General features: G+C 68.3%; 20 protein-coding genes. 13 read left to right on the top strand and 7 right to left on the bottom strand.

Annotation, left to right across the window (positions count from 1 at the left end):
* Positions 1-39: 39 nt before the first annotated feature.
* Genes CSIV_RS00425 through CSIV_RS00400 form a run of 6 tightly spaced genes read right to left on the bottom strand, consistent with a single transcriptional unit; the run spans position 40 to position 5,360 of the window.
* Positions 40-924: a type II secretion system F family protein gene (locus CSIV_RS00425; protein WP_077049468.1), complete on the bottom strand. Its 885-nt coding sequence runs from the start codon at positions 922-924 to the stop codon at positions 40-42.
* The gene (locus tag CSIV_RS00420) at positions 921-1,799 is read right to left on the bottom strand and encodes a type II secretion system F family protein (RefSeq protein WP_077049467.1); all 879 of its coding nucleotides are present in this window, start codon (positions 1,797-1,799) and stop codon (positions 921-923) included. The genes CSIV_RS00425 and CSIV_RS00420 overlap by 4 nt, the downstream gene beginning before the upstream one ends.
* Complete coding sequence (locus CSIV_RS00415) at positions 1,796-3,388, bottom strand: CpaF family protein (RefSeq protein WP_077049466.1); 1,593 nt, start codon at positions 3,386-3,388, stop codon at positions 1,796-1,798. The genes CSIV_RS00420 and CSIV_RS00415 overlap by 4 nt, the downstream gene beginning before the upstream one ends.
* Positions 3,385-4,185, bottom strand: coding sequence for a hypothetical protein (locus tag CSIV_RS00410; RefSeq protein ID WP_077049499.1), 801 nt, complete (start codon positions 4,183-4,185; stop codon positions 3,385-3,387). The genes CSIV_RS00415 and CSIV_RS00410 overlap by 4 nt, the downstream gene beginning before the upstream one ends.
* Positions 4,186-4,187: 2 nt before the next feature.
* Complete coding sequence (locus CSIV_RS00405) at positions 4,188-4,871, bottom strand: SAF domain-containing protein (protein WP_077049465.1); 684 nt, start codon at positions 4,869-4,871, stop codon at positions 4,188-4,190.
* Between the two features lie 30 nt (positions 4,872-4,901).
* Positions 4,902-5,360, bottom strand: a complete 459-nt coding sequence (locus CSIV_RS00400) for a hypothetical protein (RefSeq protein WP_077049464.1) — start codon at positions 5,358-5,360, stop codon at positions 4,902-4,904.
* Between the two features lie 570 nt (positions 5,361-5,930).
* Here CSIV_RS00400 and CSIV_RS00395 point away from each other — a divergent pair.
* Both CSIV_RS00395 and CSIV_RS17930 read left to right on the top strand, forming a co-directional pair.
* Positions 5,931-6,929, top strand: coding sequence for a ParA family protein (locus CSIV_RS00395; protein ID WP_083734900.1), 999 nt, complete (start codon positions 5,931-5,933; stop codon positions 6,927-6,929).
* Positions 6,926-7,384 carry a hypothetical protein gene (locus tag CSIV_RS17930; protein WP_139340553.1) on the top strand — a complete coding sequence of 153 codons (459 nt, stop codon included), beginning with the start codon at positions 6,926-6,928 and terminating at the stop codon, positions 7,382-7,384. Before CSIV_RS00395 ends, CSIV_RS17930 begins: the two co-directional genes overlap by 4 nt.
* Positions 7,385-7,555: 171 nt before the next feature.
* Here the strand turns inward: CSIV_RS17930 and CSIV_RS00385 are convergent, their stop codons facing one another.
* Positions 7,556-8,329: a hypothetical protein gene (locus tag CSIV_RS00385; protein WP_077049463.1), complete on the bottom strand. Its 774-nt coding sequence runs from the start codon at positions 8,327-8,329 to the stop codon at positions 7,556-7,558.
* A gap of 281 nt (positions 8,330-8,610) precedes the next feature.
* Between CSIV_RS00385 and CSIV_RS00380 the strand changes: the two genes are divergently transcribed.
* From CSIV_RS00380 to CSIV_RS00330, 11 genes are all read left to right on the top strand, one after another.
* Complete coding sequence (locus tag CSIV_RS00380) at positions 8,611-8,844, top strand: hypothetical protein (RefSeq protein ID WP_139340552.1); 234 nt, start codon at positions 8,611-8,613, stop codon at positions 8,842-8,844.
* A 3-nt stretch (positions 8,845-8,847) separates the two neighbouring features.
* Positions 8,848-9,873, top strand: coding sequence for a conjugal transfer protein (locus tag CSIV_RS00375; protein ID WP_077049461.1), 1,026 nt, complete (start codon positions 8,848-8,850; stop codon positions 9,871-9,873).
* 23 nt (positions 9,874-9,896) lie between these two features.
* Positions 9,897-10,130: a hypothetical protein gene (locus tag CSIV_RS00370; protein ID WP_077049460.1), complete on the top strand. Its 234-nt coding sequence runs from the start codon at positions 9,897-9,899 to the stop codon at positions 10,128-10,130.
* Between the two features lie 33 nt (positions 10,131-10,163).
* Positions 10,164-10,763 carry a hypothetical protein gene (locus tag CSIV_RS00365; RefSeq protein WP_077049459.1) on the top strand — a complete coding sequence of 200 codons (600 nt, stop codon included), beginning with the start codon at positions 10,164-10,166 and terminating at the stop codon, positions 10,761-10,763.
* Positions 10,764-10,768: 5 nt separating this feature from the next.
* Positions 10,769-13,336: an ATP-binding protein gene (locus tag CSIV_RS00360; protein ID WP_077049458.1), complete on the top strand. Its 2,568-nt coding sequence runs from the start codon at positions 10,769-10,771 to the stop codon at positions 13,334-13,336.
* A complete protein-coding gene (locus CSIV_RS00355) occupies positions 13,333-15,330 on the top strand; it encodes a hypothetical protein (RefSeq protein WP_077049457.1) in 1,998 nt (665 codons plus the stop codon). The genes CSIV_RS00360 and CSIV_RS00355 overlap by 4 nt, the downstream gene beginning before the upstream one ends.
* A complete protein-coding gene (locus CSIV_RS00350) occupies positions 15,330-16,505 on the top strand; it encodes a hypothetical protein (RefSeq protein WP_077049456.1) in 1,176 nt (391 codons plus the stop codon). Before CSIV_RS00355 ends, CSIV_RS00350 begins: the two co-directional genes overlap by 1 nt.
* Positions 16,506-16,667: 162 nt before the next feature.
* A complete protein-coding gene (locus CSIV_RS00345; protein WP_077049455.1) occupies positions 16,668-17,183 on the top strand; it encodes a hypothetical protein in 516 nt (171 codons plus the stop codon).
* A gap of 433 nt (positions 17,184-17,616) precedes the next feature.
* Positions 17,617-18,339, top strand: a complete 723-nt coding sequence (locus CSIV_RS00340) for a TnsA-like heteromeric transposase endonuclease subunit (protein ID WP_077049454.1) — start codon at positions 17,617-17,619, stop codon at positions 18,337-18,339.
* 80 nt (positions 18,340-18,419) lie between these two features.
* Positions 18,420-20,324, top strand: coding sequence for a Mu transposase C-terminal domain-containing protein (locus CSIV_RS00335; RefSeq protein WP_175627529.1), 1,905 nt, complete (start codon positions 18,420-18,422; stop codon positions 20,322-20,324).
* Complete coding sequence (locus tag CSIV_RS00330; protein ID WP_077049452.1) at positions 20,321-21,307, top strand: TniB family NTP-binding protein; 987 nt, start codon at positions 20,321-20,323, stop codon at positions 21,305-21,307. Before CSIV_RS00335 ends, CSIV_RS00330 begins: the two co-directional genes overlap by 4 nt.
* The last annotated feature ends 57 nt before the right edge of the window (positions 21,308-21,364 follow it).

The raw sequence follows: 21,364 nt of genomic DNA, 5'->3' as shown, positions 1-21,364 counted from the left end.
CTGTTGACCATAGGTACGGTTTTCGCGGCTAATCGGACATCAGATGCTGAAAAGGTTCATCACCAGTGGCGTGAGGATGATCCCGACGAAGACCAGTGCTGAGCCCACGATCGGGAGCACCATTCGCTCGGATGCTTCGTTCGCCTTCGTGTGTTCGTTGTTGAGCAGCTGCACCCGGAGCGACTTCCCCCGTGCCCTCAGTGTCTCATATGTGCTAGCGCCCTCTTCTCCCGCGAGGCGGACGATCTTGCCGACGTCGGCGAGCTCGGGGACGCCGATCTCCTCGCTGAACGTGGTGAGGGCGTCCCAGGGTGCGACGCCGGCGTAGTTGGCGCGGTTGAGCTCCTGGCGGAGGCGGGTGAAGACCCAGGTGCTGCCGACCTCGGCGGCGCTGGTGAGCGCGCGTCCTGCCGGGGCGCCGCGGCGGCGTTCGGCGGCGACGAGCTCGAGGTAGACGGCGATCGAGCGGGAGAACTCCTCGCGGGCGTCGCGGGCCTTGCTCTTGAGCTCCTGGTCGGGAGCGAACCAGAGCGCGATCGCGAGCGGGATGCCGAGGATCCCGGGGAGCCAGAACGGGAGGATCCCGATGGCCTGCATGGCGAGCCCGAACATGAGGGGCGCGAGCAGCCCGACGGCGGCGAGCAGCGCCTTGTCGTACAGGTACTTCGTGACCGGGGTGCCGATCAGCGCGAGGTCCTTCGTCGGGATCGTGAGGAACCTGACGTCCGAGGGCAGCTGACGGTGCACCCAGGTGCCGACGCGGACTTCGACGGACTGGCCGGCGGTCTGCTCGGTGGGCGTGGTGTTGCCGAGGCGGTCGAGCGCTGCGCTCAGCGCGGGCCGCTGCGGGAGGAGGCCGGCGATCGCCACGGCGATGCCGAGCCCGACGATCACGCCGGGGATGAGGAACAGGAGCGGGTTCACAGTGCCCCCTTCGTGTCGGAGAGGTTGGCGAGGATGCGCGGCGTCGGCTTCCCGGCGGTGATCTTCTTCAGCCAGAGCAGCATGACGACGTCGAGCGCGATCCAGACGGCCAGCAGCAGCTGCCCGAGGGGCGTCTTGTACGGGGCCATGAACTGGCTGATGAAGGGCATCAGGCCCAGCAGCACGACCGTGGCGATCGTGGTGATCCGGATGGCCTGGCGGGGCTTGGCCCGGTCGGCCTCGATCTTGCGGCGCACGCCGACTTCCTCGGCGATGCTCTGCGCGAGGTCCTCGAGGGCGTTGGCGAGGCCGGCGCCGCGGACCCGTTCGGCGAGGAGCAGGTGCGCGACGATGAGGTCGCCGGTGGGGTCTGCGAGGTCGTCGGCGAACTTCCGCAGCGCGGAGCGGGTCGGCCAGCGGGCGTTGAGCCGGGCGGCGAGCAGCGCGACCTCGTCGCGGATGGAGTCGGGCGAGCTGTTCACGGACGCGATGATCGTCTGCTCGAGGCTGGATCCGGCGACGGTGAGGCCGGCGAGACCGCGGGTCCAGGTCTCGAGCCCCTCGAGTCGATCGAGCTTGCGCTGCTCTCCCCCGCTGCTGAGAAGCCAGGGCACGCCCACCGCGGCGAGGGGCACGATCACGATCCAGACGATCCACCCGGTGAACAGCCACAGGATGATGCCGCCGATGAAGCCGGCGCCGGCGAGCATCATGCGCTGCTTGCCGAAGCGGACCCGGGCCTCGAGGAACGCGAGCTGCAGCCGGCTCGGCGGCTTCGGGCCCTGCGGCACCGGGGCGGGGAGGAGCCCGAGCACGAGGACGAGCAGACCGAGTATCCCGATCGTGGTTGCGAGAGCCGCCATGACGCCGTTCATGCCGCGTCCTCCCTCAGCAGGATCCGCGGGTCGAACCCGGCGTGCTTGAGGTCCTCGAGCAGCTCCGGCGTGGGACGTCCGTCGCCGCGGCCGAGCTCGTAGGTGCGCGGGTGCGCCTGGAAGATCGGTGCGGCGATCGGCCGAGCGCCTTCCACAGACTCGCCGGCCTGCACCTCGCTGATGTCGGTGACCACGCGGCGGATGCGGCGGGCCCCGGTCTCGGGGTCCTTGTAGACGACGCGCTTGATCATGACGATCAGGTCGATGTGGCGGGCGATCTGCCGGTAGGCGTAGCTGTCGGTGGTGCCGAGGTTCTTCTGCGTCAGGGTGGCCATACGCTCGATCGCGTCGGTCGTCCCGTTGGCGTGCAGGGTGCTGAGCGAGCCGACACCGGCCTGCATCGCCTGGAACATGGCGTCGATCTCGCCACCGCGGACCTCGCCGACGAAGATGCGCTGCGCGTCGAGGCGGAGAGCTTCCTCGAGGCAGTCGATCAGGGTGATCTCGCCGGGCCGGCTGCCGTCCGGGAGACGCTCGCCCTGGCCCGGGCGGTACTGCAGCGACGTGACGATGAGGTGGCGATCGCCCATCCGGTCGAGGTAGAGCTCGCGCTCCTTCTCGATGGTGACGATCTTCTCGAGCGGGTCCATCACGTTCGCCAGTGCGCGCAGCAGGGTCGTCTTGCCGGCGCCGGGGTTGCCGACCACGACGAGCGAGCGGCCGGCGGTGATCGCGCCGGAGAGGAAGTCGGCGGCGTCCTGGGTGAGCGTGCCCTGTTCCACCAGGTGCTCGAGGAGGATGTCGACGAAGCGGTGCAGACGGATCACGGCCTTGGGTCGCGGGCTGATCGGCGTGTGCACCGCGGCGAGACGGGCCCCTCCCGGGAGGTCCATGTCGAGGATCGGGCTGGTCGTGGTGAACGAGCGGCCGTCCTCTCCCCCACGGGCGGCGAGGAACTGGATCTCGCGGACGAGATCCGCATCGCTGGTCGCGACCGGGTCGTGACGGATCATGCGACCGTCGGCGTAGCTGACCCACACGTTGTCATGCCCGTAGATGTCGATGTTCTCGACCTCGGGGAGATCCACGAGCGGCTGCAGCCGACCGAGACGGAACAGGCTGTCGAAGACGGCGCGCTGCGCGGCACCGATCGTCTCCTCGTCCCACGCGCCCTTCTCGCCGGCGTGCGTGACCATGTCGTCGACGTGGCGCGAGGTCACCTCGGCGATGTGTGCGCGAGCGACCTCATGCCGGTCCGCGTCGGACATCCCGCCTCGGGCCTGCTCCGATGCCGTCAGCATGTCGGAGACCTCGCCGCGCAGCCGGGTGATCACGTCCCAGTCGAGCCGGCGGGACAGCTCGTAGGCGCGGGTCGCGTCCACCTTCTGCACCGCGCGGCGCTTGAACGTCGCCGGCACCTCCGGCTCGGGTGCCGTCGACGCCTCAACGGCGGGCGCGGGCTGGCCGCCGGCTGCGGCGAGCAGGTGCTGCGCGGGGCCGGTCGCCGGCGGTGCGTCGGGGATCTCGATCGCGTCAGGGGCGGCGTCGTTGAAGAACGGCAGCCGGGTGATGTCGAAGTCGTTGCTCATGCGTTCACTTCCTCGAAGGGAATCGCGCCGAGCTTGTTGCGGCGCTCACGGATGGCCTGCTCGAGCACGTTGGGCAGGAGGGTGAGATCCCGCGACAGCGCGCTCTTCTTGGTCTTGGGGGTCGGCTCGGCGCCGACGGAGAACACCGCGGCGGTACGCGGGTCATTGGCCAGGCGGCCCAGCACGGGCAGCTGCACAGCCTTGGAGACCTCGCCGTCGCGGAATGCCTCGTCGTGCGCGTCGACGAGCAGCAGGCCCAGCCAGTCGTCGTGCCCGACGTGCGCCAGCGTCTCGCTGAGATCGCGTCGACGAGCACGCACCGTGGCGATGTCAGGCATCACCGGGTGCGCCACCAGGGCGACCATGTCCGCCAGCTGCATCAGAGCCGTGCGATCGTCGCGGATGCCGAACCGGCCGCCGTCGATCAGGACATCGGCGCCCTGCGCGGCGATCGCCGAGAGGGTGCTGCCGAGCGTGTTCCAGAACGACGCGCCCGCGCCTGCTGCGGCGACGATGTTGGAGAACCCGGGGACGAGGAACCGGTCCTCGCCCAGCTGCACGCTCTGCTCCCAGACGGCGCGCGGGGTCAGCTGACCACGCTGGTGCTGGACCGACAGCGGTGTCAGCCCGCGCGAGTGATCCATCTGGCCACGGAGGTAACCGGGCAGGATCCCCGAAGGCTTGGAGATGTCAGCCTCGACGAGCATCACCGGTCGTGGCCACGACAGTGCCAGACCCACGCTCGCCGTGGTGACGCCGGGCGACCCGGCGACGCTGGTCAGGTAGACGACGGCCACGGTCACTCCCCCGAATCGAGTACGAGCGCGACGCGACCTGTCGCGGCACGGGCGGCGATGTCCGGCGCCTTCTCCGGCGAGACGAGCAGGTCCACGATCCACCGGCTGTTCTGCGCGTCCTCGCGGACGGAGAACACCGTCGCGGTGAACGTCTGCGGCGTGGTCGCCGGCGGCTCACCCTGCGAAATCGGAGTGTCAACGATCCGGACCTTGTCGCCCGCGACGAGCGCCTGGCTGGGCATCTGCGCCGACGTCAGCGCGACGCCGACGAGGCTCTTGCCGTCTGCGAGCACCAGGCTCTCGCCGACGTTCGTGGACGTCACGAGCGATCCCGCCGGCAGGTCGACCAGGGCGACATCCCCGATGGCATCCTGCGTCTCGGTGGCCTTCAGCGCGTTCGTCGCCTGGTCGCCCGAGATCTGCAGGGTCCCGAGATCCTGCGCGGTGATCTGCTGGCCGCGAGGGACGTCCTTGTTCACCGTCAGCACCGTGGTGGTGTTCCCGACAGTGGTGAAGAAGTACCAGGATCCGAGGCCACCCACGACGGCCAGGGCGATACCCGCCGCGATCAGCATCGGCCGCCGGCGGCTCTTCGTCGGCGGCAGCACCGCCGGCGAAGACGCCTCCGGCGTCGGCTTCTCCCCCCGGCGCCGCCCCCGCTTCTCCTTGACTGCTGTGTCGCTCATCGCTGCTCTCCTCCGGTTGCTTCGTTGGGTCTACTTCGAGCGTTTCCGCTCGGTGTCGTCGGTCTTGGTCATCGCGGTCAGATAGTGCTTGTACGCGGCCGCGAGCATCGCGGTGCGGCTAGGCGCCTCGAGCTGCTTCCACATGTCTTCGATGACGTCCTTGTTGGCCTGCGTCATGCGCACCACGAAGGTCTCCGTCTCGACGTCCTCGTGCTTCGCCGGCGACGACGGACGCTCGAAGAGCTTCTTCCGATCGGGCTCGAGCCGCGTCGCTCGGTCCTTGATGAGGTTCGGGAGCTCGTCGTAGCTGTACTCGAGCGCGTCGAACAGGATGTTCGGGTGCGACATCTCGGTGCGCGCCTTGTACTCGGTGAGCATGTCCATGACGGGCTGTTCCAGCGTCACCTGCACGCCCTTGTCGGCACGCCCAGGCTTCGCTGCCCGATCGTCCTTCGAGGTGTCAGCTGCGCCGACGTCGTCCGTCGTCATCACCGCGCCACCTCGCATCCATTCACTACTTGCCCAGTTGATTGCTGCATGACGGCATGATAACACCAATCACGCGCAAGCACCATAGCAAACAGATGCGCCTATGACGCCAACAGCACGCCAACATGACGCCAACAGGACGCCGGAAGTAGCATGCAAAGCCGCCAGACGCGGCCATATCGCCGCAGTAGGCGGCAATAAGGGCGCAGTACAAGCCAACCCGACATCAGCGCCCCTTCCCGAACTCCCGAACTCCCGAGCTCCCGAACTCCCGAGCTCCCGAGCTCCCGAACTCCCGAGCTCCCGAACTCCCGAACTCCCGATGATCCGAAGTCTGGAACTGCCGAACATACAAAGTTCGGAAGTCTGTTAGTTCCGAACTCTGTAGTTGCCGAAGTTCCGAAGTCTGTTACTCTGCAACTACCGAACATCCGAAGTCTGGAACTTACGCACTCTGTAGGTCTGGAAGATCGGAAGTTCGTAAGTCTGTAAGTAGGGCGGCAACCCGAAGCTTGCAGACTCCGGAAGTTCCGGACTTACAGAGTTGGTTCGACCTGAGAGGGAACAGACATGGCAGCTACGGAGCCCACGATCGACCGGGACTCGTTCGGACGAGTCATCGCCGTCGAGAGCCTCAAGGGAGGTGTTGGGAAGACGACAATCACCGCGAACATCGGTGGCTACCTCGCCCTGTCGGGCGCTCGAGTGCTGCTGGTCGACCTCGACCCGCAGGGCAACCTCGAGGACGACCTCGGCTACGCCGACGACGAGCGCAACGACCAGGGCGAGTCGCTGGCCAAGGCGCTGATGTTCGGAGGCAAGGTCGACGGGATCAGGAACGTCCGCGAGAACCTCGACGTGTGGACCGGAGGCAGCGCACTCCACAACGTCACCGCGGTGCTGAGCTCGAAGATGGGCAGCGACGCGAAGAACGCCAAGCTGGCGCTCGCGAAGATCCTCGCGCCCGTCGTCGACGACTACGACTTCATCTTCCTGGACTGCCCTCCCGGTGACGGCGTCCTGCAGCTCGCGGCCCTCGCCGCGGCGCGCTGGGTCCTTGTGCCGACGAGGACCGGGGCCAAGGACATCAAGGGCGTCGCGAAGGTCGCTGAGCGCATCGACCAGGTCCTCGACGTGAACCGCGCGATCGACCTCCTCGGCGTCGTGCTCTTCGCGGTCGGCACGGCCTCCGAGCGCAAGGACGGCACGGTCGTGATGAAGAACGCCGAGCGTGACGCACGCGCCGACCTGGACGCGATGTTCGGGGTGGGGGAGGAGGGCGGCATTGGCCGGGAGATCGTCTTCACCCAGTCCATCCGCCACAGCGAGGCCGTGGCCAGCCAGTCCGGCCGCGCCGGACTTCTCGTGCACGAGCTCGACGAGCGCGCGAAGCAGGAGGCGAAGGCCGGCATCGCCTGGTGGAAGATCCGCAGCGGCGAGCTGAAGAACAAGCAGCTGACCAGCGCGACCGCCGGATCCGTCGCCGACGACCTGCAGACGATCGCACAGGAGATCAACGACCGCCTCCTCGAGGCGGAGAGCGTCGAGCTGGAAGGAGCAAGCGCATGAGCGACACCACATCCCGCGGCATCGCGAACCTCGCGACCCGCCGCGTCGACCCGAAGCGGATGCTGGCCCGTAATCGCCAGGCCGAGGAGGCTCCCGTCGACGAGCCGGCCGAGGTCGAGCAGGCAGGCCTCGAGGCCACTCCGGTCGCGGAGGTCGCAGCGCCGCCGGCGCCGGCGCCCAGCCGGCCGAAGACCCCGCGTCGATCGGCCGCCGCATCCGCCGACGAGGACGAGGCCGGCTACCTCGCCCTCGAGCGCAAGGAGACACGACTGCGCGAGGGGCAGATCGGCGAGCTGACCGCCCACGCCCGACGCCTCAACAAGGCCAAGACGGGACCGGCTCCGCGCATCACGGAGAACACGCTGATCCGCGTCGCCATCGACCTGCTGCTCTCGCGCGTAGACGAGCTGCAGGGCACCACGGAAGCCGACCTGCGCCGCTCGGTCGGCCTCTGACCGCTCCTGTCCTCCCACGACGAAGGGCCCTCCACCTGATCCGGTGGAGGGCCCTTCGTCGTCTATGCATCGGGGGAGGGGCGCTGCGGGGCCGTGGAGCGCCAAACGGAGGCGTCCGGCTGTCACTGGCCACCCAAGGGGTTTGAGGCCCTCAGAGCGCCGTCTGCGGCTTCACTCCCAGGTGCCGTTCTCGCGGATGTGTGCCTGCACGGCCTCCATGAGCTTGACGCGGATCCGGTAGACCCGGCGGGTCAGGCTCGCCCGCCCGATGCCGAGGTCCTCGGCCAGCTCGTCGCGCTCGTGCAGCTCGCCGAGGTCGAACCGGGCGAGGAGGCGGACATCGTCGGGGGTGAGCGCCTCGGTGTCGATCGCCCAGGTGAGGACCGTGACGAGGTCGTGGAACGTGTCGTCGCCCCACTCGGGCTCGATCGTCGCCGACTTGCCCTGCTCCTGCAGAGCCTGCTCGAGGTAGACGTCCTCGGTGACGTGCTCGCTGGGGTCGCCGGGGCTCATCGACTTGTTCACGATGAGCAGCGCGTCCATGCCGATGTTCGCCTTGACCTTCTCGACCCGGTTGAGCGGGTAGCGGCGGATCGACTCCCACATCGCCCCGATCGCCGTGGAGACCGCGTCGACGGGGGTGTGGTCGCTGAGGGTGAGAGCACGGAGGCCGCGGCAGGTGCGGGCGAGGTGCACGGCCTTGGGGAGCATGTGCTGCAGCACCACCCGCTCGGCGAGGGCGTCACCGTCGTGACCGGCGGTCAACAGGGCGTGCAGCAGACGGTCCTGCTCGCGGCCGGCGGCTGCCTTCAGCTCGAGCTCGAGCTCGCTGCAGGTGCGGATGCCGATGCCGGCGAAGTCGTGTTCGCGGTCGGTGAGAGATCCCGACCATTCGGTGCGGAGTGCTTCCAGCAGACCGGTCTGCGTGGGGGTGGTGGTGGACATGAGCGGAGCTCCCTGTGTCGATGCATGGACACAGGGCACGCTCCTCACGGGCTCTGGTGTGAATCCTTGAACGATTTCGCGGCGGTCTCGTTCGAGGGCCTGGAAACGCCTCTCGAACGCGCTGGAAAACACCTGATGCGAGCCGGTTTCAAGGTGCGTCCCAAAAAAGACGGAAGAAAAATCTCTGAGCCCTTGTCCGATCTGGGCTGATTTCCGCACCCATGGTCTGTGAGCGTGCCGACCGGCCCGCCGATCAGACCTTTGGGACCGAGGAGATAGCCATGGCACAGGCAGCGGAGGAGCAGTTTCCGGAGAGCTTCGTCCGGGACACCGCGAGGGTGATCCGCGCGATCGAGGACATCCCGCATGCCGCAGCCGTCCTCGCCGACCGACCGCTCGACCAGGCCGCGCAGGAGCGGATGCGTCGGGCGCTGGATCCGTCCTCGATGGACGAGGTCAACGCGGCCGCGGGCCGGATCGTGAGCCTTCGGGTGAGCGCGGACGAGGGGGTCTGACTCATGGGCTTCTGGACGAACAACCCGAGCAGCGCACCCAAGGCGAAGAAGCCCAAGGGTGAGCCGAAGCCGGCCAAGACCGAGGTCGCACCGCAGGGGTCGACGTGGACCCAGGGGCGTCAGACCGGCGCGCACGTGATCTCGATCCTGATGCTCGCCGCGATCGTCTGCGCCCCGTTCAGCCTGTTCATGTCGTGGCAGGCGATGTCCCGTCCGGTCGCCGCGGCTCCGGTCGTCTCGTCCGACGGCCTCACCGTCTCGCAGCAGGAGGCCGGCGCCTACGCCGCGGGCTTCGTGTCGGAGTGGCTCGGAGCCTGGAAGGACCACCCCGGTCAGCTCGGCGACTACGTCGACGTGAACACCCTGCGGACCCTCTCCGAGGTGCCCGCCGAGTACCGCGACCTGACCGTCGCGACCATCGAGCCGAACAAGGACAGCGACATCGTCACCGTCGTCGTCTCGGCGAGTGTGAAGGAGCTCGGCCCCGACCCCAAGAAGGAGGGCGCGGCGATCGAGATCTGGCCGCGCCGGTACTTCCAGGTGCCGATCGTCGTCACCGACGTCGGCATGCGCCCGGTGGGCCTGCCCGTTCCGGTCTCGGCACCGACGTCGACCGGCACCGTGCAGCTGGCCTACGCCAAGCCGCTGCCGTCCGCCGACCCGGCCGCGCAGACCGTGATGGCGTTCCTCGGCGCCTACACGACCGGCAAGGGCGACCTGAGCGTGTACGTCTCCCCGGGTTCCGAGATCTCGGCGATCACCCCGGCCCCGTACCTGGCCGTCGAGGCCGTCGACCTCCGCGTCGACACCGACGCCCCGAAGACGCCGAAGGACGGCACGCAGCTGAAGGTGCTCGCCACCGTGACGCTCACCTCGCAGACGGACCAGACCGTCACCTCGACCTATGCCCTCACGTTGACCGCCCGCGCCACGCGCTGGGAGGTCTCCGCGATCGACCCGGCCCCGGCGGAGATCCCGAAGTCCGACTCCGCCGCGGAGCCCGCACCGACCCCGTCGCCGTCCCGGTGACGTCACCTGAAAGGAACACTGCAATGAACATCTTCGACACCATCAACAACCTGGTCAGCCAGGCCGGCGTCGCCTTCCGCGGCATCGTTGGTCTGGGCGCGGCGATCGTCTTCTTCGTCGTCGCCTCCAAGGTCCGCTGGGCCGTCGGCACCACCCTCCTCACGGGGATCATGGCCGCCGCCGTGATCTTCTTCGTCGCCGGCGGCCTCGACTGGGTCTCCGGGATGCTCGGCAACACCGTCCAGACCGCGAACTAGCCGACAGACAGCTACGACGACGGGAGGACGGCCATGAGCGATGAGAAGCAGCAGCAGACCGAGGTCGCGCGGTTCTACACGCGCAGCCGCAAGTTTCCGCGCCTCATCGGCCGCCTGCACGACGGCACGAAGATCCCCGGCGGGCCCTACACGGTCACGCAGGGCATCGTCGCGGCCGTCTTGCTCGCCCTCGGGCTGGTGACCCGAGGGCTGTGGGGGACGGGGACGATCCTCGTCGACATCCCCATCGTGCTGCTGGTGGCCTGGGGAGGTGCCTGGGGCGCCGGGCGCCTCCCCGCCACCCGCCGCAACGTCGCCAGCATCCTGCTCGGCGCGTTCGGGGCTGTGTTCAGCCCCGCTGCCGGCAAGTACCAGGAGCAGACCGTCCGGCTGCGCCCGCCGCACTTCGCCGGCGGCACCACGACGATCAGCGGCGGCGCCGCGACGTCGACCACCACCCGCCCCCAGACCACCGGCACGCCGGCACCGGTCGTCCCCGCACCGGCGATCGCCGCCGTCGAGGAGACCCCCGCCGCGGCCGCCGAGCTCGTGTCCGCCGGCACCGCCCCACGCACGCCGGTCACCGGCGTCGAGCGCCTGCTCGCCCAGGCCCGCGGAACGAAGAAGGAGTAGAGATCGTGCGCATCCCCACTACCGCCATGGCGGATCACCTGATGTGGACCCGGTCCGGGATCACCTGGGCGACGTGGCGTCTGAAGCCCCTCTCCGGCGGCTTCGGCACCCACCAGATGAAGTCGATGACCAAGCTGCACCACCAGGCTCTGTTCCAGGAGCTGCGCGGCGAGGCCCTGCTCCTCGGCCTGTGCGCGGACCTCGACCCGGTCACGATCGTCGAGCGGATGCTCGAGGGCGTCAAGATCGGCGAAGACACGAAGGACTGGGTCGACGAGGTCGAGCGCACCCTCGACGCGCTCGAGCAGGTTCTGATGGGGGAGCGGGCGTTCTGGCTGTCCGTGCCGATGTCCTCCGCCAACATCAAGGACCGCGCCTGGTCGATGATCCGCGCCGCCGACAACAAGGTCCGCGACATCGGAGCCCTTCCGCGCGTCCTGCCCCGGGAGACCGAGGTCGCCGCCGCCCGCCGGATGGCGAACGAGATCGCCGAGCGCATCCCCGCGATCTTCGAGGCCACGCCCGCCACCCCGGCCGAGAACATCTGGATCGCGCTGCACAACCAGCAGCGCGGTCTCGCCGTCGACGGCTCCGTCCCGCTGCCCTCCGCAGCGAAGGAAGACGCCAGCCTGTTCGAGACCGACCTCACCCAGTTCCAGCTGCCCGCCGGCATGCCCAACCCGTGGCTCGACGAGGGCGGGCAGAGCGACCTGGCCAAGGGGCAGCAGTTCCTCCCGTTCAAGAGGAAGTACCTCAAGGTGCAGAGCCCCTACGCCGACGAGGCCAGCTACCAGGTGCTGCAGGCGATCGTCACCGGCCCGAAGGCCGGATGGCGTACCCCCGGCGTCGAGTGGATCAGCGCCGTCGACAACCTCCCGATGGACGTCGACTTCGCGCTGCGCCTGCAGATCTCGCCGGCCGCCGAGGTCCGTAAGCGCAACAAGCGCGCCGAGGACGCCCTGAAGGATCAGTACTCGCAGCAGGAGGGCACCAACAGCATCACCGGCACCGGCAACGACCTGGCCGAGGTCGCCGAGGCCCTGAAGGCGTACCACGAGAGCCTCAACCACTCCGACAAGGAGGTCGAGGCTCAGGTGACGGTGATCTTCGCCGTCGCCGGCACCACGCCCGAGGAAGCCAAGCTGCGCGCCCGCGTGCTCGCCGACCAGTACAAGGCCCACGACTTCCTCCTCGAGGCGCCCCTCGGCGGCCAGGAGGAGCTCTGGTGGGCGATGCAGCCCGGCGTACCGACCACCCGCCTCGTGCGCGAGCTCGCGCAGATCACCACCGGCCGTGAGCTCGCCTCCGGCACCCCGATCGTCTCGAGCGAGCTCGGCGACATCCGCGGCGCCCGGTTCGGCGTGAACATCACCAACGGCCGCCGCGGCCAGATCTTCCGCGACATCGAGGGCAACAACAAGGCCGACATCTCCGGATCGTTCGGCGTCGTGGCCGAGAAGGGCGCCGGCAAGTCGGTGCTCCTCAAGTGCGAGTTCGGCACGACCGTCGACCGCGGCGGCCGCGGCTACGCGATCGACCGCACCGTCGCCCACGAGTACGGCACCTTCGCGCGGGCACTGCGCCCCGACCACACCGTCATCGCGAACCTGCTCGAGTTCGAAGACGAGGACGGCACCGTGGTCCGTCCCGAGTGGAACATCGACCCGCTGCTCATGTTCGGACCCCGCCAGGGCGCCCGCATCCTGCAGAGCCTGTTCGCGGCCATGCTCGGCATCCCCGTGCTCAGCGAGCAGGGCGTGTTCCTGTCCAGCCTCCTCGAGGGCGAGTACCTCGCCAGCCACGGCATCACCAGCACCCGCAAGCTGCTGCAGCACCTCGAGCGCGACCTGTCGGGCTCTCCCGAGGCCAACGAGCTGCGCATGCTCATCAAGGTCATCGCCAGCAAGGACATCGGCGAGGTGCTCTTCAACGACGCCCTGCCCCCGGTCGACACCCGCGCCACCGGCATCGTGTTCCTCACCGCCGGCCTGACGCTGCCGAAGAAGATGGAGCTCGAGCAGAAGCACCTGTTCAACGAGATGCCGATTGAGAAGCGGTTCGGTCGCGCCGTCTACGCGATGCTCACCGCCGTCGTGAAGCAGCTGTGCTTCCGCGACAAGACCACCCTCACCGGCGCGTTCTTCGACGAGTGCCACGCCATCACCGCCAGCCCCGAGGGCGCCGCCGAGCTCACCGACTTCTACCGCGACGACCGCAAGCACAACGCCTTCGCCGCCGTCGGCTCCCACGACCCCGAGGACTTCGGAGACGAGCGGGCTCGCGGCCTGATCGCCACCCGCTACCTGATGCGCCAGCGCGACCGGAACCTCGCCCGTCGCGCCCTGCACTGGTTCTCCGACGGCCTCGAGAACGACGAGGCCATGCTCGACCTGGTCACCAAGAACCTGAGCCCGCTGGACCCCTCGACCGGCAAGGTGCCCCCGCACCGCCGCGGTGAGGGCCTCATGCTCGACGTCGCCGGCCGGATGGGCATCTTCCAGAAGACGCTCCCCGAGAACCCCGAGCGCCGCGCCGCTGTCCTCTCGACCCCGAGCGAGGCGGTAGCAGCATGATCCGATACGCGCTGTCCTCGCTCGATCTCGTCTCCCGGCTGCTGTGGTCGTCGCGGGTCTGGTTCGCCGAGCACAAGTGGTGGCGGCGCATCCTCACCGTGCTCTCCCTCGACCTGCTGCTGATGATCTTCGGCAACGTCGCCGCACACGCCGCTGACGGCGGCAGCGGCATCGTCGCGCCGTTCCTGCCCGGCGGCTCCATCCACGACAGCGCCGGCATCCCGCTCGCGAACTACATCGTGCTGCCCCTGGACCGCGGGGGAGTGTTCGACTTCGGGAAGGCGATCGTCACCGCCCCGCTCGACTTCATCTGGACCGGCCACATCGGCGCCTTCGCGTGGATGATCTGGCTGTGCAACTGGGTGATCAGCTTCGAGTGGCTGCAGCTGCTCACCGTCCCGTTCAACGCCCTCGCCGAGCTGCTGCAGAGCGCCCTCGGCCGGCTGAACTGGATTCCGTTCGCCCTGTCGATCACCGCCGGCATCGCGGGCCTCGCGATCCTCACCGGCAAGAAGGTCGCCTCCGGGTGGGTCGAGATGCTGATCTCCGCCTTCCTCGCCTTCCTCGCGGTCGGGATGCTCGCCAACCCCGTCGCGACCCTCACCGGTGCCGGCGGCGCGCTCGACACCGCCCGCAGCTGGGGCAACACCCTCGCCGCGGCCGTCGCGGTCGACGACCTCGACACGGTCGACTTCAACACCGAGGACGTGCTCTCCGAGACCGTCAGCATGCAGCTCGTCGACGTGTTCGTGAAGATCCCCGCGCAGGCGCTCACCTTCGGCCACACCCTGCAGGGCGAGTGCGCGGCGAAGTTCGACGAGACCATGCTCACCAAGGCCCCGGTCATCAGCAACGGCAACGACGTCCGCGACGCCGTCAGCAGCTGCGACGAGTCGGCGAAGAACTTCGTCGAACACCCGAACTTCGGGCAGGTGATCTCGGCGCTCATGATCGCCCCCGGCGGCATGGTCATCTTCGGCTTCCCTCTCGCGCTGCTGGTCCTGTTCTTCAGCACCGCGATCAAGACCCTCTTCGACGCCCTGAAGACGATGTGGAACGTCTACTGGGGCATCCTCCCGGTGAACCGGCACGCCCTGTGGAGCTCGCTGGGTGGCATGCTCGTCGGCGCCGCGACGATCGTCTTCCTGATCGTTCTGATGGCCGCCTCGCTGCGGCTCATGGTCGCGTTCCTCACCGGCCTCAACGCCATGGGGGTCCAGATCGTCGCTGTGATGATGCTCGCCAGCATCTTCCTGCTCGTCCTGATCGTGATGCTCATCCGTGCGAAGATCCGCGCGAAGAAGGCCGGGCAGAGCCTCGCCGACCACCTCTCCCGCGCCGGCCTCTCGAACGGTAGCAGCGGCAGCCAGCGCGACGGCACCAAGGCCCTCGCGATCATGTCGATGGGTGCCACGGTCGCCGCGGCCGCGCTGCGCCGCCCCGACAACTCGACCGCCATCGACGGCCGCTCGATCAACTTCTTCGGCCCCGGCGGCGCGAACACCGGCGGACCCGTCACGCCCATGGCCCCGATGACCCCGCCGCCCACCGGCGGCGGCCCCGCCCCGGCACCGCTGCCCTCCGGCAGCTCCGGCGGCGCGCCCCGCGCCCTGGGCGCCGGGAAGGTCGGCAAGACCGCGGATGTCGCGTTCACGGCCACCAGGCTCGCGAAGGGCGCCGCCGGCGGCGTCCCCGGCCTGGTCGGCGCCGCGGCGCTCGAGGTCGGCGGCCGTGTCGCGTCGAAGGCCGGCGGCAGGGCCCTGAGCTCTATCGCCGGCCCCAAGCCGCACCCGCAGAGCCAGCCCGCGCAGCCGGCTACCTTCGTCGTCCCGCCCCGCCGGATCGTCGTCGACGAGTCCGGCAACGGCCACATCCTGCGCCCCGCCCCAGAGGTGAACGGTGTGTATGACGTGAGCGGGATGGCACCGGACCCCGCCCGCACCGCCCGCAGTGAGGCCTTCCGCGCCCGGCTCGCCGACGCGAGGGCCGCCTGATGAACCCCCGCATCCTCACGATCATCGCGGCCGCCATCCTCGTCCCCGCGGTCCTGATCGGCGGAGTCGCATTCGGCCTGCTCGCCATCATCGGCGGGCAGGCCGCCTCCGCGAACGCCGGCGGCGGCGCCTGCACGGTCGGCGACGCAGGCACCGCCCTGACCGTCACCACCAGCGGCGGCGACTCCCTCGCCCTCGACGAGAAGCAGCTGGCCAACGCCGCGAAGATCATCACCGTCGGCACGCAGGCCGGCGTCTCCGCCGCCGGCCTCAAGGTCGCACTGATGACCGCCCTGCAGGAGTCGAAGCTGTGGATGCTCGCCAACTCCACCGTCCCCGCCTCGCTCGACTACCCGCACGAGGGCGTCGGCAGCGACCACGACTCGCTCAACCTGTTCCAGCAGCGCGCCGGGTGGGGGAGCGTCGAAGAGCGCATGGATGCCGACTACGCGATCCGCGCGTTCTTCGGCGGCCCCAAGGGCCCCAACCACGGATCTCCTCGTGGCCTGCTCGACGTCAAGGGCTGGGACACGATGCGCCCCGGAGAGGCGGCCCAGGAGGTCCAGGTGAGCGCGTTCCCCGACGCTTACGACCAGTGGGAGGGCGCAGCCGAGACGATCATCAACAGCATGTCCGGCTCGATCGTCTGCGACGGCGCCGGCATCGGCGGCGACGCGAGGCAGCTCGCCCAAGGCCTCGTCGCCGCGATCGACAGCGGCCGTCTCAGCGTCTACGGAGCACACGAGCAGCAGATCCGCGACATGGCCGCCGGCACCGCGTCCCAGGACTGCCGCATCGACGTCGGCGTGCTGCAGATCATCACCTTCACCCTGCAGCACTTCGACACCGTCACCGTGAGCTCGCTCAACCGCCGCTGCACCGGAGAGACCCCCGGCGCCGGCACCCGCTCGTACCACTGGAAGGGCCAGGCCGTGGACTTCAGCGTCCTCAACGGGCGAGGCGTCACCGGATGGGACTCGAACTCCCTCAAGCTCGCTCAGCTGCTCAACCCGTACATGCCGGCGGGCCTGGCCGGCCTCGGACAGTCCGACTGCCGGGCCGATCACGGCGTCAGCCTGATGCTGTCGAACTTCATCCAGTTCCCCGACGGCTGCAACCACTTCCACGTCGAGATCCGGCAGCCCGACACCCCCTTGAATTTCCCCTCTTCGTAGAGGTTCGAGGGTCTCGAATTATCGAGGCGACAGCCCCACCGGCCGCGGATTCATAGGGATCCGCGGTCGGCTCGGTATCCTGGTGATCCCCCACGGAAAAAAGACGAAACCCGATCCGTCCATCCGAAAATTCCAGACTCCCTGCAAGGAGGCCGTGCGCGGATGCCCGCCAATGGCTCCCCCCAAACCGCTGCCAAAGCCGGCAAGACCTACTACCTGCCCAAGGGCCTACACGCGCGCCTGAAGGCCGCATGGTGGGCGACTCGCGAACACCCGACGCTGAGCGCCGTGGTGGCATCCGTGCTCGAGACGGAGGCCGCCCGGCGCGAGCGCGAGTTCAACGACGGGCAGCCGTTCTCGATCGCGGCCGCACCCCTCGGCCCGCGCGCTCGAGGCGTCGACGGCGAGAGCCACACGTACTACATCCCCCTCACCGTGCACGAGCGATTCGTGTCCTCGTGGGTGGGAACTCGCGCCGAGCAGCCGGCCGCCGCATCGGTGTCGGCGCTGGCCGCTGAGCTCCTCGAGGCGGAAGCCGGTCGGCTCGAGCGGGAGTTCAACGACGGGCAGCCGTTCCCGCCGGCACCGCCGCGCGCTCGGGGCGTCGACCCGACAGCCGCCCGTCGACAGGGCGAGATCATGTCGGAGATCTGGCAGCAGCGCCGCTCCGAGAAGTAGCCGCGAGACCCCCGGCTCAGTGGAGCCCGGGAGAGACCTTGCGTCTGGCGGATGCGAGGTATGCAGCGAGTTGGCGTGAACCTGGCGACCCTTGAACGTCTGGGAGGCGTCTCGCTTCTATCTCTCTTGCTGCTGGGATTCGCTCGCTCCGCTTATCTTCGAACGCAGGCGAGCGTAACACAGTTGTCAAGTAGGTGCCAAGTAGGCAAGCCCTGATTTCTCATTGGCGTGTCCGTGTCCGATGACAGTGATTCTGTCGTCCGTGCCATTGATCTTGTGTCTGGGACGTTGATTCTGTCGTCCGTGCCATTGATTCTGTGGGCGAGCCTGCGACACGCGGCTTCTCGTCGAGCGGTCGACGAGTGGCGAGTCGTACTCTGGCGCCGTCAGGTTCACTTCCTCAACTGAACATCTGCGAGTGAGAGGAGTGAGCGTGAGCGGGTCGTTGCAGACGGCGGGGTCGGTCCGAGCCGATTTCGAGTGGGTCCTGGACGGCAAGCGGGATCGCCGTGACGCGATGGACGCTGCCGGGGTCGCCTTCGAGTCGGTCGACGTCGTGCGGGTGCCTGCGTCGTGGCAGCACAAGCGGAGCTACGAGGGCTTCTACTGGGCGGCGACCACAGCCTCGCATGTGTGGTTCGAGTCGCTGTACGAGCGCGCGGCTCTCATGCGGCTCGATCGTGATCGTCGAGTAGCGGGTCTCGCATCACAGCCGATGTGGATCCACTGGCCGCAAGGCGCCGGCAAGCACGCACCCGACTTCTTCGTCCGCTATCACGATGGCAGCGCCGCGCTCGTCGACGTCCGACCTGCCGAGCGCATCGGCGATGACGACGCCGAGGTGTTCCGGATGACTGCTGAGGTCTGCGAGCGGCTCGGATGGGGCTACCAAGTCGTGAGCGACATCTCCGTAACTGAGCATCGCAACCTCCGCTTCCTCTCTGGATATCGCTTCGACCGTTGGATCTCAGCGTCAGCCACGGCCAGGATCCGTGCATCCGAAGGAGAGCAGAGGACTCTGGGGGAGTGGGAGGAACTACTCGCGAACCTATGCGCGGAACCATTGGGCGCCGTCTACTCGGCACTTTGGTGGCGGCGGCTTCGGGTAGACGTGGAACTCCCGCTCTCGCTCAGTACGGCGGCAGTGGCGGCATAGCGATGCGCGCGCGGATCGGAACACACCTCACCTGGGACGGTCACGAGTTCGTCGTTATCGCGATCGACTATCGGCACGCCGTGTTGCGATCGCTGGAGGAGGAGTTCGTCCGCGAGGTCGTCATCGAGGAACTGCTGCGCGCCCCCGACGTCGTCTGGCACGATGTGCGACCGCTCTCGAGCGAACCGCCCGACATTCAGTTGATTGCCGCGTTGCCGGAGGCGGAGCGACGCGTGCTGGATGCCTGGGTCGAACAGCTGGAGGCGGTGAAGGTCGCGGTCGACGCCGGCGCCGAGCTCAAGCCATTGCTCCAGGACGTTCGCGATGCCATGGCACCGTTCGTCCAGGTGTCGACGGAGACCGTGCGTCGCAAGTACCAGCGCTACCGCGCCGAGGGCGTCCTCGGGCTCATCGACAAGCGCCGACAGAACGGACGCAAGCCTTCGGTCGACGCGCGCATCGCGGCCGCCCTGAGTCAATTGGGCGCTGCAGGAGTGAAACGCTCCTCGGGCACGCGGTCTCGCACCGTCGACAACGTGAAGTGGATGCTCGAGGAGGATCTCGGTGAGAGCATCGACCTGCCGAGCGACCGGACGCTGTACCGCCTGATCGCGGCACACCCCACGGCTCGCAAGCTCAGTTCATCGGCGAGGCGTCGAGAGACCGAAGCGAACAAGCCGGGCCGGGCATTCGGGTTGCATGGATCCCTCCGCCCGGGCGAACACGTGCAGATCGACTCCACGGTGATCGACGTTCCTTGCCGGCTGCTGGATGGGCGTCTCAACCGTGCCGAACTCACGATCATCCACGATGTCGCCACCCGCTCGATCCTGGCGGCGATGGTTCGCGCGATCGCGACCAACAGCGCTGACCTGGCGGGAGTCCTCGCTCGGGCGCTGACCCCCTACGACCGGCGGCCGCCGGGTGCCCGCGAGCAACGTGAGCGGGTGGCCGCGACCTGGGCGGGCAAGTTCATGATCGAGCAGGATCGGCTGGATCAGCATCGGCTCGCGCAGCCGTACATCTTCCCCGAGACGATCACGACCGACAACGGCAAGATCTTTCGCTCTCAAGCCTTCCGGCTGGGATGCGCACGGCTGGGGATCTCTCTGATCTTCGCGAGCAAGCAGACGCCGACCGACAAGCCGCACGTCGAGCGCACGTTCGAGACGATGGTCACCCGGTTCGTGCAGTATTTGGAAGGCTTCACGGGCGGCAGCGTCGAACGGCGGGGCCGAGATGAACCGACCGACGAGGCGCTCGCCCTGGCCCAGCTGCAAGAGCTCCTCGAGGACTGGGTCGCAATCGAGTGGCAGAACCGACCACACGACGGGCTCACCGACCCATTGCTCCCCGGCCGCTTCCTCACGCCCAACGAGATGTTCCGTGCGTACCGCCGGGTGGCGCCGGAGATCCACGTGCCCTTCGAGCTCGCCGACTTCATCGGACTGTTGCCATCGAAGACCTGTACCCTGCAGGACTACGGCATCAACTTCTCGCGTCGCGTCTACAAGTCCCGGCGCCTTCCAGAGCTCCGCGCCGCCGGAGCCCAAGGCGAAGGAGCGACACGGCCCTGCCAGATCCGGTACGATCCCAACAACCCGCTCTACATCTGGGTCGAGCACGACGGCGACTTCGTGCCTTTCCGCGGCGCCCCCGATCTGCTGGATCAGCCGATGGGCGGCGACATCTGGCGAGCCTCCCGTGACGTCGATGCGGATCACGATCGCGCCGTGAGATCGGATGCCGCGCAGCTGGCAGACCGGATGAAGCGGGCTCAGTGGGTGCGCTCCGGCAACAAGCGCAACCGTTCCGTTCGCACGGCGGAGGTGGATCGCGACCCGATGCACCTGACGGGCATCTCCAAGACGGTCGCTCGCGAAGAGTCCGAGGACGAGCCCGGCGGCGACGAGGTGATCTGGGAGCGCGGCGGTGGGTTCTCGCTCCTCGCGGACGATGACGGGGTGTGGGAGCGGCTGACATGACCCAGGCGATCAACACGCGGGAAGGGTGGTCCGCGTTCGTCAGCGAGACCCTCGACAAGCCCATCCCGATCACTCGCGCCGAGCTCGACGCGCTCTCACCGGCGGATCGTGCGATGAACCGTGAAGCCCGCAAGCAGTTCATGATCCGCGGCCCGGTGGTGCACACGGCGCAGTTCGCTGCGATCGAGACCGAGATCCTGCGGCGCCTGATGCTCAACCAGTACAAGTCTCACGGCAAGCTCGGCGTGATCGTCTCCGGCGAACCCAACATCGGCAAGACGACGACCGTCGCGCACATCGCCCGCCGGTTCGAGCGCCGCCGCCGCGATGTCGGCCGCGCCGGCGGCGGCAACTCGATCCCCGTCATCTACGTCTCGGTTCCGCCGTCGTGCTCACCGAAGCTGATGCTGGGCGAGTTCGCGCACTTCCTCGGTCTCCCGATCCGACCGCACTACAACACCGGCGAGCTGATGAACACGGTCGCGAGCGTGATCGCCGCGTGCGGAACCGAGCTGATCATCGTCGACGAGATCCACAACATCAACCAGAAGTACAAGCAGATGGGAGAAGCCTCTGACACCCTCAAACAGCTGTCGGAGAAGTGCCCCGGTACGTTCGTGTACGCGGGTGTGGATGTCGAGGCCAGCGGGCTCCTTGACGGCACCCGCGGTCGGCAGATCAGCAGCCGGTTCCAAATCATGCACCTGCAGAAGTTCGAGAACTCCGGCAAAGCCAAGGCGAACTGGGCCGATCTGCTCGTCGCCGTGGAGAGCTCTCTCGGGCTCATCGGCCAGCAAGAGGGCGCGGTGCTGCGCCACGCCAGTCAGCTGCATGCCGCAACCGGAGGCGTGATCGGCGATCTCACCGGGATGCTGCACATGCTCGCGATGGACGCGATCGACAACGGCACCGAGCGGCTCGACCTCGACACGCTGTTCGGCACCGTCCCAGCCGACTCCACTCCGGTGCCCGCCGCAACATGAGGTCTCCGCAGCGAGTGGAAGACGTGCGTCCCCTTCCGATCGGGGTGCGTCCACTGC

This window comes from Microbacterium sp. CSI-V (assembly GCF_001984105.1).
Lineage (GTDB): Bacteria > Actinomycetota > Actinomycetes > Actinomycetales > Microbacteriaceae > Microbacterium.
This window is presented reverse-complemented; position numbering and strand designations above follow the sequence as displayed.

Coding starts and splice junctions, on each gene's coding strand:
- CSIV_RS00420 (WP_077049467.1), bottom strand. CDS start 1,799: ATGAACGGCGTCATGGCGGCTCTCGCAACCACGATCGGGATACTCGGT.
- CSIV_RS00415 (WP_077049466.1), bottom strand. CDS start 3,388: ATGAGCAACGACTTCGACATCACCCGGCTGCCGTTCTTCAACGACGCC.
- CSIV_RS00405 (WP_077049465.1), bottom strand. CDS start 4,871: ATGAGCGACACAGCAGTCAAGGAGAAGCGGGGGCGGCGCCGGGGGGAG.
- CSIV_RS00400 (WP_077049464.1), bottom strand. CDS start 5,360: ATGACGACGGACGACGTCGGCGCAGCTGACACCTCGAAGGACGATCGG.
- CSIV_RS00395 (WP_083734900.1), top strand. CDS start 5,931: ATGGCAGCTACGGAGCCCACGATCGACCGGGACTCGTTCGGACGAGTC.
- CSIV_RS17930 (WP_139340553.1), top strand. CDS start 6,926: ATGAGCGACACCACATCCCGCGGCATCGCGAACCTCGCGACCCGCCGC.
- CSIV_RS00385 (WP_077049463.1), bottom strand. CDS start 8,329: ATGTCCACCACCACCCCCACGCAGACCGGTCTGCTGGAAGCACTCCGC.
- CSIV_RS00380 (WP_139340552.1), top strand. CDS start 8,611: ATGGCACAGGCAGCGGAGGAGCAGTTTCCGGAGAGCTTCGTCCGGGAC.
- CSIV_RS00375 (WP_077049461.1), top strand. CDS start 8,848: ATGGGCTTCTGGACGAACAACCCGAGCAGCGCACCCAAGGCGAAGAAG.
- CSIV_RS00370 (WP_077049460.1), top strand. CDS start 9,897: ATGAACATCTTCGACACCATCAACAACCTGGTCAGCCAGGCCGGCGTC.
- CSIV_RS00365 (WP_077049459.1), top strand. CDS start 10,164: ATGAGCGATGAGAAGCAGCAGCAGACCGAGGTCGCGCGGTTCTACACG.
- CSIV_RS00355 (WP_077049457.1), top strand. CDS start 13,333: ATGATCCGATACGCGCTGTCCTCGCTCGATCTCGTCTCCCGGCTGCTG.
- CSIV_RS00350 (WP_077049456.1), top strand. CDS start 15,330: ATGAACCCCCGCATCCTCACGATCATCGCGGCCGCCATCCTCGTCCCC.
- CSIV_RS00345 (WP_077049455.1), top strand. CDS start 16,668: ATGCCCGCCAATGGCTCCCCCCAAACCGCTGCCAAAGCCGGCAAGACC.
- CSIV_RS00330 (WP_077049452.1), top strand. CDS start 20,321: ATGACCCAGGCGATCAACACGCGGGAAGGGTGGTCCGCGTTCGTCAGC.